The sequence below is a fragment of the Alteraurantiacibacter aquimixticola genome (assembly GCF_004965515.1).
In the GTDB taxonomy this organism is placed as follows: domain Bacteria; phylum Pseudomonadota; class Alphaproteobacteria; order Sphingomonadales; family Sphingomonadaceae; genus Alteraurantiacibacter; species Alteraurantiacibacter aquimixticola.
Window position 1 is genome coordinate 232878 of sequence record NZ_SSHH01000002.1, and the last position, 14057, is coordinate 246934.

General features: G+C 62.7%; 12 protein-coding genes. 6 read left to right on the forward strand and 6 right to left on the reverse strand.

Going from position 1 to position 14057, the window contains the following annotated elements; all coding sequences use genetic code 11:
• The first annotated feature begins 1 nt into the window (after position 1).
• From E5222_RS07560 to E5222_RS07575, 4 genes are all read left to right on the forward strand, one after another.
• Positions 2 to 601: an anthranilate synthase component II gene (locus E5222_RS07560; protein WP_136693162.1), complete on the forward strand. Its 600-nt coding sequence runs from the start codon at positions 2 to 4 to the stop codon at positions 599 to 601.
• Positions 598 to 1563 (forward strand): anthranilate phosphoribosyltransferase, encoded by a 966-nt coding sequence (gene trpD, locus E5222_RS07565; protein ID WP_136693163.1) that lies wholly within the window; start codon positions 598 to 600, stop codon positions 1561 to 1563. Before E5222_RS07560 ends, trpD begins: the two co-directional genes overlap by 4 nt.
• Entirely contained in the window at positions 1560 to 2348 is a 789-nt protein-coding gene (trpC, locus tag E5222_RS07570) for an indole-3-glycerol phosphate synthase TrpC (RefSeq protein WP_136693164.1), read from the forward strand. The genes trpD and trpC overlap by 4 nt, the downstream gene beginning before the upstream one ends.
• 76 nt (positions 2349 to 2424) lie before the next feature.
• Positions 2425 to 2796: a DUF3597 domain-containing protein gene (locus tag E5222_RS07575; RefSeq protein WP_136693165.1), complete on the forward strand. Its 372-nt coding sequence runs from the start codon at positions 2425 to 2427 to the stop codon at positions 2794 to 2796.
• An 88-nt stretch (positions 2797 to 2884) separates the two neighbouring features.
• Here E5222_RS07575 and greA read toward each other — a convergent pair whose 3' ends face one another.
• From greA to carA, 4 genes are all read right to left on the reverse strand, one after another.
• Positions 2885 to 3352 (reverse strand): transcription elongation factor GreA, encoded by a 468-nt coding sequence (gene greA / locus E5222_RS07580; RefSeq protein WP_136693166.1) that lies wholly within the window; start codon positions 3350 to 3352, stop codon positions 2885 to 2887.
• Between the two features lie 100 nt (positions 3353 to 3452).
• Positions 3453 to 6776, reverse strand: a complete 3324-nt coding sequence (gene carB, locus E5222_RS07585) for a carbamoyl-phosphate synthase large subunit (protein WP_136693167.1) — start codon at positions 6774 to 6776, stop codon at positions 3453 to 3455.
• A complete protein-coding gene (locus E5222_RS07590; RefSeq protein ID WP_136693168.1) occupies positions 6776 to 7393 on the reverse strand; it encodes a hypothetical protein in 618 nt (205 codons plus the stop codon). Before E5222_RS07590 ends, carB begins: the two co-directional genes overlap by 1 nt.
• 70 nt (positions 7394 to 7463) lie before the next feature.
• Positions 7464 to 8645 (reverse strand): glutamine-hydrolyzing carbamoyl-phosphate synthase small subunit, encoded by a 1182-nt coding sequence (gene carA / locus E5222_RS07595; RefSeq protein WP_136693169.1) that lies wholly within the window; start codon positions 8643 to 8645, stop codon positions 7464 to 7466.
• Positions 8646 to 8801: 156 nt separating this feature from the next.
• Between carA and E5222_RS07600 the strand changes: the two genes are divergently transcribed.
• Positions 8802 to 9254 (forward strand): GatB/YqeY domain-containing protein, encoded by a 453-nt coding sequence (locus tag E5222_RS07600; RefSeq protein WP_136693170.1) that lies wholly within the window; start codon positions 8802 to 8804, stop codon positions 9252 to 9254.
• Here E5222_RS07600 and E5222_RS07605 read toward each other — a convergent pair.
• On the reverse strand, positions 9251 to 9649 hold the full coding sequence (locus tag E5222_RS07605; RefSeq protein WP_136693171.1) for a response regulator: 399 nt from the start codon (positions 9647 to 9649) through the stop codon (positions 9251 to 9253). The genes E5222_RS07600 and E5222_RS07605 overlap by 4 nt on opposite strands.
• Positions 9634 to 12108, reverse strand: a complete 2475-nt coding sequence (locus tag E5222_RS07610; RefSeq protein ID WP_169053521.1) for a PAS domain S-box protein — start codon at positions 12106 to 12108, stop codon at positions 9634 to 9636. Before E5222_RS07610 ends, E5222_RS07605 begins: the two co-directional genes overlap by 16 nt.
• A gap of 59 nt (positions 12109 to 12167) precedes the next feature.
• Here E5222_RS07610 and dnaG point away from each other — a divergent pair, with 59 nt between their 5' ends.
• Positions 12168 to 14054 carry a DNA primase gene (gene dnaG / locus E5222_RS07615; protein WP_136693173.1) on the forward strand — a complete coding sequence of 629 codons (1887 nt, stop codon included), beginning with the start codon at positions 12168 to 12170 and terminating at the stop codon, positions 14052 to 14054.
• Positions 14055 to 14057: the final 3 nt, after the last annotated feature.

The window sequence follows — 14057 nt, forward strand, 5'->3', positions numbered from 1 at the left end:
CATGATCCTTGTAATCGACAATTACGACAGCTTCACCTTCAACCTGGTCCACTACGTGATGGAACTGGGCGCGGATGTGGTGGTGAAGCGCAATGACGCCATTACCGTGGAAGAGGCGCTGGCGATGAAGCCGCAGGGCGTGCTCATCTCACCCGGCCCCTGCACGCCCAATGAGGCGGGCATCAGTCTCGACCTCGTGGCAGCCTGCGCAGAAAAGGGCATCCCGCTGCTGGGCGTGTGCCTGGGCCACCAGTCGATCGGCCAGCATTTCGGCGGCAAGGTGGTGCGCGGCGGGCTGATGCACGGCAAGACTTCCCCCGTGGACCATGACAATAGCGGCGTCTTCAAGGGCATTCCCTCGCCCTATACCGCCACGCGCTATCACTCGCTGATCGTGGAGGACATTCCCGATTGCCTGCTGGTCAATGCCACCAGCGAAACGCCGGGTATCGACGGTACGGCGGTGATGGGTTTTCGCCATAAGGACCTGCCGATCCACGGCGTGCAGTTCCACCCGGAAAGCATCGCCACCGAGCACGGCCATGCACTGCTGGCCAATTTCCTCGAGATCTGCGGCATCGAGACGAAAGAAGCCGCATGAGCCTGTCCTTCTCCGAAGCCGAGGCGCTGTTCGCGCGCATGCTCGATGGCGAGATGTCGGAGGAGGAAATCCGCGACACGCTGGTGACGCTGGCCGATCGCGGAGAGACCGCGCAGGAAATCGCCGGCGCCGCAAGAGCTATGCGCGACCGCATGGTGCGCGTCTCCGGCCCGCAGAATGCCATCGACGTTTGCGGCACCGGGGGCGACGGGCAGCATTCGCTCAATATCTCCACCGCCGTGGCACTGGTGGTCGCCGCTTGTGACGTGCCGGTGGCCAAGCATGGCAATCGCGCGGCGAGCTCCAAGGCGGGTGCGGCGGATACGCTGGAAGCGCTCGGCCTCGATCTCGACAAGGCCGCTGCCGTCTCGGGAAAGACGCTGAACGAGATCGGGATTACTTTCCTCTTCGCGCAGGCGCATCATCCGGCGATGAAATATGTGATGCCGATCCGCAAGGCGCTGGGCCGCCGCACGATCTTCAACCTGCTCGGCCCGATCGCCAATCCGGCCGGGGTCTCGCGCCAGCTAATCGGCATTGCCAATCCTGGCTATGTCGAGACCTATCGCGATGCGATGAAGCTGCTGGGCATGAGCAAGGTGATGATCGTTTCGGGCATGGAGGGGCTGGACGAAATTTCCATCGCCGGACCCACGCGCATCGCCACTATCGGGATTGACGGTATTCCAACCGAAATCACGCCCGAGGATGCGGGCTTGCCGCGCCATTCGCTCGACGCCATTCGCGGCGGTGATGCGGCCTTCAACGCAGCCGCGCTTCGCCGCCTGCTCGAAGGCGAAGAGGGCGCCTATCGCGATGCCGTGCTGCTCAATGCGGCGGGCGCGCTGATTGTGGCGGGTGAAGCTTCGACCTGGGAAGAAGGCGTGGAGGAAGCGGCCGAGGCGATCGACAAGGGTCTTGCCAAGGCGCTGCTCGATTGCTGGATCGCGGCGGCCCAATGACCAACAAGCTGATCGAAATCTGCGCCACCAAGCGCGAGGAAGTTGCCGCGCGTAAGGCGGAGGCGACCGTCGCCGACCTCGACGCCCGTGCCAGCGAACAAAGCGCGCCGCGTGGCTTCGAAGCGGCACTTCGGGCCAAGGCCGCGGACGGCTTCGCGCTGATTGCGGAGATCAAGAAGGCAAGCCCTTCCAAGGGCCTTATTCGCGCCGACTTCCGCCCGCACCAGCACGCGATGGAATATGAAAAGGGCGGTGCGGCCTGCCTCTCCGTCCTTACCGATGCGCCCTATTTCCAGGGGCACGAGGACTTCCTGATCGAAGCGCGCGCCAGCTGCGCCCTGCCCGTGCTGCGCAAGGATTTCATGGTCGATCCTTGGCAGGTCGCGGAAGCCCGCGCCATAGGGGCGGATGCGATCCTGATCATTGTCGCCGCGCTGGAAGATGCCGAGATGGCGGAGATCGAGGCGGCTGCCGTGGAACGCGGCATGGATGTACTGGTCGAGGTCCATGACGAAGCCGAGATGGAACGCGCAGCGCGGCTCACGTCTCGGCTGATCGGCGTGAACAATCGCGACCTCAGGACATTCGTGACCGATCTTGCCACCACCGAAAGGCTGGCCCCGCTCGCACCCGAAGGCACGCTGCTGGTGGGCGAAAGCGGGATCAACAACCATGCCGACTGCCAGCGGCTCGCCAAGTCCGGCGTGCGAACCTTCCTGGTAGGCGAAAGCCTGATGCGGCAGGAGGATGTCTCCGCCGCCACGCGCGCCCTCTTGGGCCTGTAATCCTGTAATATTTGCGCTTTACCTCTGCCGTTTCCGGGGCAATGGTGGTTTCAGACGATAATATCAGGAGGATTGCATGGGTATTTTCAGCTCGATCAAGGACGCCATCTTCGGCAAGGCCGAGGCGCAGGAAGCGCCCGTGCCCACTCCGGCACCCACCAGCACGCCCTTCGGCAAGGGCAAGCCCGAACAGCTCGACGAGGTCGATATCGAAGCGAGCCTCGATGCCCGCGACGGTGCGGACAAGCTCAACTGGCGCACGTCGATCGTCGATTTGATGAAGCTGGTCGGCCTCGATGCCAGCTATGCCGAGCGCAAGGAACTGGCGCAGGAGCTGGGCCGCGAGGATTATTCGGGCACGGCCGAGGACAATATCTGGCTGCACCGCCAGGTGATGAACAAGCTGGCCGAAAACGGCGGCCGCGTTCCGCCCTCGCTGCGCGACTGATTGCCGCAAGGCATGAAAAAAGGGCGCGTACCTTCACGGTACGCGCCCTTTTTCGTGTCTGTATCCCGGCCGCGTAGCGACCGAGCAATCAGATGAACTGCACCTTCTCGATCAGGTAGAACTTGTCGCCCGAGGGTACGGTTACTTCCACCTCTTCGCCCACGGACTTACCGATCAGCGCGCGGCCGAGCGGGGAATCGTAGGAGATGCGGCCGTTCTTGGCATCGCTCTCCGCCTGGCCGACGATCTGGTACTTGCACGGCTTGTCGTCCTCGTCGAGCACGGTGACGGTGGCACCGAACACAATGCGATCGCCCGACAGGGTGGTCGGATCGATGATCTGCGCGCGGCTGACCTTATCTTCGAGGTCCGCGATCTGCGCCTCGACCTGGCCTTGGCGTTCCTTGGCGGCGTGATATTCCGCGTTTTCCGAAAGGTCGCCATGGGCGCGCGCTTCCTCGATCGCATCGACGATGCGGGGACGTTCCGCGCGAAGGGCCTTGAGATCGGTGGTCAGCTTTTCATAGCCTTCCGCCAGCATCGGCACTTTTTCCATTATATTCCCTGTCTTTACCTGCAATCCCGTCAAAAGAACCCTGCCCGCCCACTGGGGCGACGCCGGTCTTCGCAATGTCGGGAAGGTCTATCTTGGTCAATTATGCATAATAGTCCTGCAGTGACCGGACTTCAAGATCATCCAATTTGACCGATGTTATCGCCTCTGCCGTGGCTACCGAAGCTGCGGCCGTGGTGAAGATCGGCACCTTCATTTCCAATGCGGAGGCGCGGATCGACTGGCTGTCCTTCAGGCTCTGCCACCCCTCGGTTGTGTTGAAAATCAGGGCGATTTCGCCATCGACGATCTTGTCGACGATATGCGGGCGCCCTTCGGCCACCTTGTTCACGCGCTCCACCTCGACACCATTTTCGGCAAGGAACACCTGCGTGCCGCCGGTCGCGACGATGCTGAAGCCATAGGCAGCCAGCTTCTTCACCGCGCCAAGGATATACTGCTTGTCGCTGTCCTTGACCGAAACGAACAGCGTTCCGCCCTGCGGGAGCACCGAGCCCTGCCCCAGCTGTGCCTTGGTCCAGGCGGTGCTGAAGTCACGGTCGATGCCCATCACCTCGCCAGTGGACTTCATTTCCGGCGAGAGCGCAGGATCGCTGCCGGGGAACTTGTTGAAGGGGAACACCGCCTCCTTCACCGCGATATAATCGAACTCGCGCTTGATCGGCGGGAAGTCGGCAAGCTTTTCACCCGCCATGATGCGGCTGGCGATCTTGGCAATGGGCTGACCGATGGCCTTGGCGACGAAGGGCACGGTGCGGCTGGCGCGCGGGTTCACCTCGATCAGGTAGACCTCGCCATCCTTCACCGCGAACTGAACGTTCATCAGGCCGCATACACCCAAGCCGCGGGCGAGCAGCTCGCCCTGCCGTTCCATCTCGGCGACGATATCGGCCGGCAGGCTGTAAGGCGGCAGCGAGCAGGCGCTGTCGCCCGAATGGACGCCCGCCTCCTCGATATGCTGCATGACGCCGGCGATCACGACCTGCTCGCCATCGCACAGCACGTCGACATCGCATTCCACCGCGTCGCGCAGATACTGGTCGACCAGCACCGGGCTGTCGCCGGAGACGTTCACCGCCGTGGCGATGTAGTCGTCGAGCTGCGCTTCACTATCGACGATCTCCATCGCCCGGCCGCCCAGCACATAAGACGGGCGCAGCAGGACCGGATAGCCGATGCGCGCGGCCACTGCGGCGGCCTCGTCCCGGCTGCGGGCGATACCGTTCATCGGCTGCTTCAGGTCGAGCTTGTCGACCAGCTTGGCAAAGCGCTCGCGATCCTCGGCAAGGTCGATCGCATCGGGCGCCGTGCCCAGGATCGGGATACCGGCCTTCTCCAGCGCGCCCGCCAGCTTGAGCGGGGTCTGCCCGCCGAACTGCACGATCACGCCGACCAGCTCTCCCTTCGATTGTTCGACGCGCAGGATTTCCAGCACGTCCTCGGCCGTCAGCGGCTCGAAATAGAGGCGGTCGGACGTATCGTAGTCGGTCGAAACCGTCTCCGGATTGCAATTGACCATGATCGTCTCGAAGCCGGCTTCGGACAGGGCGAAACAGGCGTGGACGCAGCAATAGTCGAACTCGATACCCTGCCCGATGCGGTTGGGACCGCCGCCGAGGATCACGATCTTCTTGCGCTCGGATGGATCGGCCTCGTCCTCAGGCTCTCCGAAAGTCGGCGCCTCATAGGTCGAGTACATGTAAGGCGTGATGGCCTCGAACTCGGCGGCGCAACTGTCGATGCGCTTGTAGACAGGCAGCACGCCCAGCTTGTGGCGCAGCTCGCGCACTTCCTCTTCGGAAGTGGCACCCGCCATCGCGCGCAAGGTATCGTGCAGCAGGCCCGAACGCTTGGCCTGCGTTTCGGCCATTCCGCCGGCCACACCGACCGAGCGGACCGCCAGCGTGGCGAGGCGCCTGTCCGAAAAGCCCATGGCCTTCAGCCGCCGCAGGTCCGCCGCATTGTTGGGCAGGCCTTCCTGGCCGATCACCCGCTCTTCCTCGATGATCTCGCAGATATGGCGCAGGAACCAGGGGTCGTAATGGGTGATCGCGTGGACTTCTTCCACGGTGAAGCCGTCGCGGAAGGCCTGGGCGATCTTGAGGATGCGGTCCGGCGTCGCGCGGCTGAGCGCGGCGGTCATCTCTTCCTTCGGTACGCCTTCCAGTTCAACCACGCGGTTAAAGCCGTCGAGGCCCGTTTCGAGACCGCGCAGCGCCTTCTGCATGGATTCCTTGATATTGCGACCGATGGCCATGACCTCGCCGACCGAGCGCATGGCGGTCGAGAGTTCCGCCTTCGCACCCTTGAACTTCTCGAAAGCGAAGCGCGGGATCTTGGTGACCACGTAATCGATCGTCGGCTCGAAACTGGCGGGCGTCGCGCCGGTGATCTCGTTGGTGATCTCGTCCAGCGTGTAGCCGACCGCCAGCTTGGCGGCGACGCGGGCGATGGGAAAGCCGGTGGCCTTCGATGCTAGCGCCGATGAGCGCGAGACGCGCGGGTTCATCTCGATCACGATCAGGCGGCCGTCTTCCGGGTTCACCGAGAACTGCACGTTCGAGCCGCCCGTCTCCACGCCGATCTCGCGCAGCACGTCGATGCTGGCGGTGCGCATGATCTGATATTCCTTGTCGGTCAGCGTCAGCGCCGGGGCAACGGTGATGCTGTCGCCCGTATGCACGCCCATCGGATCGACATTCTCGATAGCGCAGATGATGATGGCATTGTCGTGCTTGTCGCGCACGACCTCCATCTCATATTCCTTCCAGCCGAGCAGGCTCTCCTCGATCAGCACTTCAGTGGTGGGGCTGGCGTCGAGGCCTTCGCGCACGATCCGCTCGAACTCCGCCTTGTTGTAGGCGACACCGCCGCCCGTGCCGCCCAGCGTGAAGCTGGGGCGAATGATCGAAGGCAGGCCGGTCCGCTCGAGCACGGCATAGGCCTCGTCCAGCGTATGCGCGACGCCGGAGCGGGCGCTTTCGAGGCCGATCTTGTCCATCGCCTCGCGGAAACGCTGGCGGTTTTCCGCCTTGTCGATCGCATCGGCCTTCGCGCCGATCATCTCGACGCCGTATTTCTCGAGAATGCCCAGCTCATCCAGCTTCAGCGCGCAATTAAGCGCCGTCTGTCCGCCCATGGTCGGCAGCACCGCATCGGGCCGCTCCTTGGCGATGATCTTCTCGACGATTTCGGGCGTAATCGGCTCGACATAGGTTGCATCGGCCATGTCCGGATCGGTCATGATCGTGGCCGGATTGCTGTTCACCAGGATGACGCGGTAGCCATCCTCCTTCAGCGCCTTGATCGCCTGCGTGCCGGAATAGTCGAACTCGCAGGCCTGGCCGATAATGATCGGGCCGGCACCGATGACGAGGATCGAGGAGATGTCTGTTCTTTTGGGCATTAGCTGGCGATATCCGTTATGCTGTCTAGCGTGGGCGCGGTGTAGGGATCCGCGGAATCGGGCGGCGGCAAGGCCAGGACGAAGCTGGTATGCCGGTCGACAAAGGGAAAGAAGTCCTGCCGGTAGATGTTCCCGTCGCGCAGGAAGGAGCAGGTCTGGCGAATGCTCACCAGCTCCGCCGCCGTGCGCACGGCGATATAGGTGAGGACCTGGTAGCGGCGCGGCGAAGTGCGGCGGCCAAGCACGTCATAGCGGCTGACGATCTCACCGGGCTGGCTGCGCGTTTCGAGCTCGGTCAGGCCTTCAAGGCGGCCCTGGGCGACCTGCGCAGCGTGGACCTGTTCGAGCTGGTAGAGCGCGGCGCGATAGGGCTCCCGCCTCGCCGCCGCGCGACATTCCATCCGGCCTGCGAGTAACTGGTCGTTCTGGCGATAGCTGAGCGGCCTCCAGAACGCGGCGACGGGCGTGCCGTCCGCAGCCTCCTCCAGCTCCACCCCGCCCTCACCGACAAAGGCGACGCCTTCCATGAGGTCGACCGCCACCGGCGCGATATCCTGCGCGGCGGTGGGGGTCGCGACGGCGATTGCCAAAAGGAAGAAGGCGGGCTTTGCGATCACGGGTGCGTCTCGATCGCCTTGAGAGCGATCTCAATGGCTAGAATTGAGAGAGTGTTCGCGTCCCTGAGCATCAGCCGAGCGACCCAATAAACTTCTCGAACAGGTAGAAACTGTCCTGCGGCCCCGGACTCGCCTCGGGATGATACTGCACCCCGAAGGCCTTCTTGCCCGCGATGGAAATGCCGCAGTTGGAACCGTCGAAGAGCGACTTGTGCGTTTCGATCACATTGGCGGGCAGCGTGGCGGCATCGACCGCGAAGCCGTGGTTCATGCTGGTGATCTCTACCAGTCCCTCGGTCTCGCCCCATACGCCGCCGACGCGCTGGACGGGGTGGTTCGCGCCGCGGTGGCCCTGGTGCATCTTGGTGGTCTTGGCACCCGCTGCCAGCGCCAGCATCTGGTGGCCGAGGCAGATGCCGAACATCGGCACGTCGCGATCGAGCAGTGCCTTGATCACCGGCACTGCATATTCACCCGTCGCCGCCGGATCGCCCGGACCGTTGGACAGGAACACGCCGGCAGGCTTCAGCGCGAGGATTTCCTCGACCGGCGTCTTGGCTGGCACCACCGTCACCTTGGCGCCTGCGCGCACAAGGTTGCGGAAGATGTTGTCCTTCGCGCCGTAATCGATGGCGACGACATGCGGGCGGCCCTCGCCTTCCTCGCTGCCATAGCCGTGGCCGAGCTGCCAGAAGCTGCCCTTCCAGTCCTCCCGCTGCTGGCGAGTCACGCGCTGGGCGAGGTCCATGCCCTCCAGCCCCGGCCATTCCTGCGCGCGCTGCAGCAGCGCGTCGAGATCGAACTTCCCGTCCGGCGCATGGGCAATCACCGCATTGGGCGCGCCAGACATGCGGATGCGGCGGGTCAGCGCTCGTGTATCGACGCCTGACAGGCCGATCTTGTCGTGGCCCTTCATCCAGTCGTCGAATTCGCGGGTGGCGCGGAAGTTGGAATGCTTCGTCACTTCCTCGCGCACTATGCAGCCGACGGCGCTTTCGACGGCGCTTTCCACGTCTTCTTCATTCGTGCCGACATTGCCGATATGCGGGAAGGTGAAGGTGACGATCTGCGCGGCATAGGAGGGATCGGTCATCACTTCCTGATAGCCGGTCATGGAGGTGTTGAAGCACACCTCCCCCACCTGGCTGCCGGTGGCGCCGAAGCCCTTGCCCCAGACAACGGTGCCATCGGCGAGTACAAGGACTCCCGTGGCCCCTTTCGGTTGCGCAGACGAAGGGGCGGAAAAGGCCATGGAGGGCTCCCGTTACAAGTGTTACCGGCGATGTGTGCTAAGGCCCACCCGCTACCTATGGCCCACCCCAACGTCAAGCGGATACGGGACTTAATTTGACTATGCGCGCCGTTTCCTTATCGCAGGCGCGAAACATCCACAGGAAAGAACGCGCAAATGCTCCGCGACACGATCAAAACCGAAACCGTCACCGCCATGAAGGCCAAGGACAAGGATCGCACCGCCGCGCTCCGCCTGATCGGCGCGAAGATCAAGGATCGCGATATCGAGCTGCGCACCTCGGACAAGAAGCCCGATGATGATGCGATGGTGATCGAGGTGCTGCAGAAAATGGCCAAGCAGCGCCGCGAATCGATCGAGATGTACGAACAGGGCGGCCGCACCGAACTCGCCGAACAGGAAAAGGGCGAGCTGGCGGTGATCGAGGAGTTCCTGCCGCAGACGCTGTCCGAGGAGGAAACCAGGGCCGCGATCGAGCAGGTGAAAGCCGATGTCGGTGCCGAAGGCATGAAGGACATGGGTAAGGTCATGGCCGAACTGAAGAGCCGCCATGGCGCGCAGCTCGACATGAGCAAGGCAAGCGGGCTGGTGAAGGCCAGCCTTTCCTAAGCCGAGGCGGGCAATCCCGCAGCCCACATTTCCCGAAGCGTATCCGCCAGGACGAGCGGATCGAAAGGCTTGGCAATCACGCCGCACGCGCCTTCCGCGATATAGGCGTCACGCTCGTGCGTCTGCACTCTTGCACTCATGAAAATGGCGGGAATGCCCTCTCCGCCGGGCAGCGTGCGCAGCCTGCGCAAGGTTTCCAGGCCGTCCATCTGGGGCATCATCACGTCGAGCAGGATCAGGTCCGGCCCGAAGTCCTCCATCGCCTCCAGCGCCTCGGCACCGCACGAACAATGCCGTACGGCAAGTTCGCCGAAATCCTCCATGGCCATGGTCGCCAGCTCTGCGATCAGATCGTCATCCTCGACATAGAGGATCTTTTTCAGGCCGCCTGACACTGCGGGGCTCCTTTCTCCTCAGGTGCCGCACAAATGGGCAAGGTCATGAAGAATGTGGTCCCTTCGCCCTCGACGCTCTCGAAATCGATCGTGCCGTCGAACGCCTCGACAATCGACTTGGTGATGTTGAGTCCCAGGCCCGACCCGCCCTTCGACCGGGTGGCCGAACTGTCGGCCTGCGCGAAGCGCTGGAAAATCTTCGACCGGAACGCCTCCGGAATGCCGGGACCTTGATCGGCCACGGAAACGGTGATCCGGTCGGCGGCCGATTGCGCGATCCTGATAATGATCGGTTTTCCGGGAGGAGAGAACTTCGCTGCATTGGAAAGGAGATTGATCAGCGCCTGGCTGAAGCGCGAGGCATCGAGGCAGCAATACTGGCCATCAATCTCGTTCTGCAGCTCGAACACGGTGTCGTTGATTTCAGCGAGGCTCTGGTGACGCTCGAGGATCCCTTCGACCAGCGGGCCGATCTGGTATTCCGCCATGTAGAAATCCATCTTGCCGGCGGCGATCTTTTCAAGATCCAGAATATCGTTCACCAGCACTCCCAGCCGCTCGCATCCCTTCAGCGAGATATCGACAAGATGTTCCGATTTCGGATCGATCTTCCCGGCGATCCTGCGCTGCAGGATGCCCAACGATGCGCGGATCGATGTCAGAGGCGTGCGCAACTCGTGATTCACGGTCGAGACGAATTCTCCCTGCATGACCTCCATGCGCTTGCGCTCGGTGATGTCGCGCACGATCCCGGTGAACATGTAGGACCCGTCGCTCAGATCGACCTGGCTGACCGACAATTCCATCGGGAAAAGCGAACCATCCTTGCGGCGCGCCTGCAATTCACGGGTAATCCCGACGATATGCCTCTGTCCCGTCTCCCGGTAGGTCGCCAGATATCCATCATGTTCGACGGATATCCGCTCCGGCATCAACAACTTGATGTTCTGGCCTACAACCTCTTCCGGTTTGTACCCGAAGATCGCCTCCGAAGCGGGATTGTAGGCAAGCACCGTGCCGTATGCATCGATCGAAATGATAGCATCCACGACGTTGTCGATTACCGCCTGCACCCTGGCATCGTGCTCGTTGCGACTGTCAATGAGGTTCTGAAAGGCGATTGCCAGCATGCCGACCTCGTCGTTCTGGTCGGTTGGCAGGGAAAGCTTGGTGCCCCCGTGCATCGCCATCTCGATGGACTTGGTCATCGTGCTCAGCGGCCGGGTCATCCTGGTAGCAAGGAATGCAGTCCCGCACAGGATGACCACGACAAGCACGCTCGACAGGGCGAGGCTTTGCAGGGCGGATTCTTTTGCGGGCGCATAGAGCTCCTCGTTGGAAATACGCGCGGTCACGACGATGTGGGAATCATTCACGCTTTGCGACACGGGCAAATACACCGAGTAGGCCATCGCCTCTTCATCGTGCGATACCCATTCCGACTGGCCAGGATCTTCCGGCCTGTCGAGCAGGCCGCCCGGCAGCGCGTGCGTAGTGTCAGTATGCAGGACAAACGGCGAAAGCGTGCCATCGGAATAACGCGTCATGTGATCGCCGGCATCATTCGTTATCACCACCTCTCGTTTGAGGCTGAGCGTGTTGAAATAGCTGGTCAGCAACGCGCGATAATCGGCATTGATGACAATGAGCCCATACATCGTTCCCCGCGAGGAGAAGATCGGAACGGCTACGCGGATCGTGGGAATCTGCGGCTCCTCCACCTGCCCGAACTCGCGGTTGTAGTTCACATCGGACAAGTAGACTTCGCCGGGCTTGAGCATTGACGCGCGCTGGAAATACGGTTCCGTCCCCTTGCGCTGCAGCATGTCCACCGGCACCGGTTCGCTGCCGTCGGCAGTACGGTTGACCCGGACCAGTTCGCGGCCGCCATCCGCAATACCGATATAGCGTATCTGGGTGTAGTTGGGCCGCTCTTCCATGATTGAGGCGAAGATCATCTCGAGTCGCGACCGCCACTGGTCGATTGTCGATTCTTCCTGCGGATCCAGGCCACCATTGCGCTTGCTGCGGATGATGCCTTCGATCGGCGGGGTGCGCGATATGACGAACGCATCATTTTCGAGCAGGTCGTAAGCCCCCTTGAACTGCTGCGCGATCAGGCGCGTTTCGTGGGCGACATTGCTTTCGGCATATCTGGATACCTCGCCCTCTATTCGCAGGGAAGCAGCGACGCCCATGATGACGGATGTGAAGAGCGAGATTGCGCAAGCCAGCAGCAGGATCTTGGTGCGCAGGCTTTGCCTACGCAACTCCACGATTCCCTTTTCGGCATTCACAAGCTGGGACACCGCTAGTCCACCCGGTAATTGTTCCTTGCGGGATTTGGCGAATCCAAGCCCATCGTGCCAATTCCTTCCCCAGGGCGATTTAACGACGAGAGAACCACTGCCTCCGTATTCGCGCCCAGCTTCACCGGCGGATGGACGGTCGACAGCCATGCACAAGCTGGCAAACGGCATGACTTGAACATCGGGCCATGGCCGCGCAATGGTGCCCCATGGCGCTTTCCCCGCAATGGCTGGATGAACTGAGGTCCCGCATCACGCTTTCCAGCGTGATCATGCGTACGACCAAGCTCCAGCGCGCGGGGCGCGAATGGAAGGCGTGCTGCCCCTTCCACAACGAGAAGACGCCCAGCTTCACGGTCAATGACCAGAAGGGTTTCTATCACTGCTTCGGCTGCCAGGCGCATGGCGATGTCATCAGCTGGATGACTGACCAGCGCGGCCTGTCCTTCATGGATGCGGTGAAGGAACTGGCGGCGGAAGCGGGGATGGAAGTGCCCCGCCCGGACCCGCGCGAGGCGCAACGGGCCGAACAGCGCGCCGGGCTGCACGATGTGATGCAGGCGGCGCAGGACTGGTTCGTGCAGAACCTGCGCTCGCCACAGGGGAAGCAGGCGCGCGACTATCTCGCATCGCGCGGTTTCAACGACCGGACGATCGAGCGTTTCGGCTTCGGCTTCGCGCCGGACAGCCGCGGCGGCTTGAAAGAAGCCCTGTCCCGTTTTGATGAGCACATGCTGGTCGAAGCCGGCCTGCTCATCAGCGTTGATGACAAGCCGCCCTATGACCGCTTCCGCGGCCGCCTGATGCTGCCCATCCAGGATGCACGCGAGCGGGTAATCGCGTTCGGCGGGCGCATCCTCGAGAGCCGCGATGGGGTGGCAAAGTATCTCAACAGCCCGGACACGCCGCTCTTCGACAAGGGCCGCACGCTCTACAACATCCATCGCGCCGCGCCTGCGAGCCGCCAGTCGGACCGGGTGGTGGTGGTCGAAGGCTATATGGACGTGATCGCGCTGGCCGCCGCCGGGTTCGAGGATGCGGTCGCGCCGATGGGCACGGCACTCACCGATAACCAGATCGAGCTCTTGTGGCGCATGGTCGAAAAGCCGGTGCTCTGCTTCGATGGCGATGCCGCCGGCAGGCGCGCGGCGATGAAGGCGGTCTCCCGCGCGCTGCCCCTGCTGCGGCCCGGCCATTCGCTGCAAATCGTGCAATTGCCCGGCGGGCTCGATCCCGACGACCTCATCAAGCAACAAGGCGCAAAGGCGATGGAGCAATTGCTCGCCGCGCCCAAGTCGATGCTGGAGCTGGTCTGGGAAGAGGAGCGCGACGCCCGCCCCCTCGCCTCGCCCGAAGACAAGGCCGGATTGAAGGAACGGCTGCTGGCCCATGCCGATGCGATCCAGCACCCTGATATTCGCTCGCTCTACCGCCGCGAATGGCTCGATCTTTACTCCGCCTTCGCCTTCCCGAAGCGCGAGTTCCAGAAAACCGGCTGGCAACCCGGCAGGCAGGCGCGACCCTTCCAGCCAGCGCAATCACCGCAGATGACCGCGCAGCTCAAGCGCGCCGCCAGTGGCAACTTCCGCGACATGCTGGCGCAGGCGGTGCTGGCCGGCCTCGCCCGCCATCCGGACCAGATAGACCGGCATGCCGAACAGTTGTTGCGCCTCACCAAGCTGGTGCCCGAAAGCAGCGCCGCTGTGGATTATTTGCTCGACGCCGCCGAAACACTTGAAGACGGTGCGAATTCGCCCATATCTGCTTCAGGCATCCTGCCGCCACCGCCGGATAACACTCGTTTTTCCTTCCTCGTGGAAGGCTCCGATCCGGACGACGCCAGGGAGGATTTGGCCGAGGCGATTGCTCTGCTGGTGGAACGTCCCCAGCTGGATGCAGCCATTGCCGCGGCCACGTCCCGCTTCGAGACCGATCCGGAAGGCGCCTTTGCCGAGCAGCAACGCTTGCGCAAACGAAAGCTGGAAATCGAGTCGCGACTCGGGCAAATGGCTCGCAAACGCGCCGCCGAGGTGGCGCCGGAGGGACAGTCTGCCGCTGGTGCAATCAATGCCGGCGGCGACCAGGAAACGGATTAAAGA

Excerpts from the sequence above, each read along its gene's own strand:
- trpD (WP_136693163.1), top strand. The coding sequence starts at position 598 with ATGAGCCTGTCCTTCTCCGAAGCCGAGGCGCTGTTCGCGCGCATGCTC.
- E5222_RS07600 (WP_136693170.1), top strand. The coding sequence starts at position 8,802 with ATGCTCCGCGACACGATCAAAACCGAAACCGTCACCGCCATGAAGGCC.
- greA (WP_136693166.1), bottom strand. The coding sequence starts at position 3,352 with ATGGAAAAAGTGCCGATGCTGGCGGAAGGCTATGAAAAGCTGACCACC.
- carA (WP_136693169.1), bottom strand. The coding sequence starts at position 8,645 with ATGGCCTTTTCCGCCCCTTCGTCTGCGCAACCGAAAGGGGCCACGGGA.
- carB (WP_136693167.1), bottom strand. The coding sequence starts at position 6,776 with ATGCCCAAAAGAACAGACATCTCCTCGATCCTCGTCATCGGTGCCGGC.
- E5222_RS07560 (WP_136693162.1), top strand. The coding sequence starts at position 2 with ATGATCCTTGTAATCGACAATTACGACAGCTTCACCTTCAACCTGGTC.
- E5222_RS07610 (WP_169053521.1), bottom strand. The coding sequence starts at position 12,108 with ATGGCTGTCGACCGTCCATCCGCCGGTGAAGCTGGGCGCGAATACGGA.
- trpC (WP_136693164.1), top strand. The coding sequence starts at position 1,560 with ATGACCAACAAGCTGATCGAAATCTGCGCCACCAAGCGCGAGGAAGTT.
- dnaG (WP_136693173.1), top strand. The coding sequence starts at position 12,168 with ATGGCGCTTTCCCCGCAATGGCTGGATGAACTGAGGTCCCGCATCACG.
- E5222_RS07575 (WP_136693165.1), top strand. The coding sequence starts at position 2,425 with ATGGGTATTTTCAGCTCGATCAAGGACGCCATCTTCGGCAAGGCCGAG.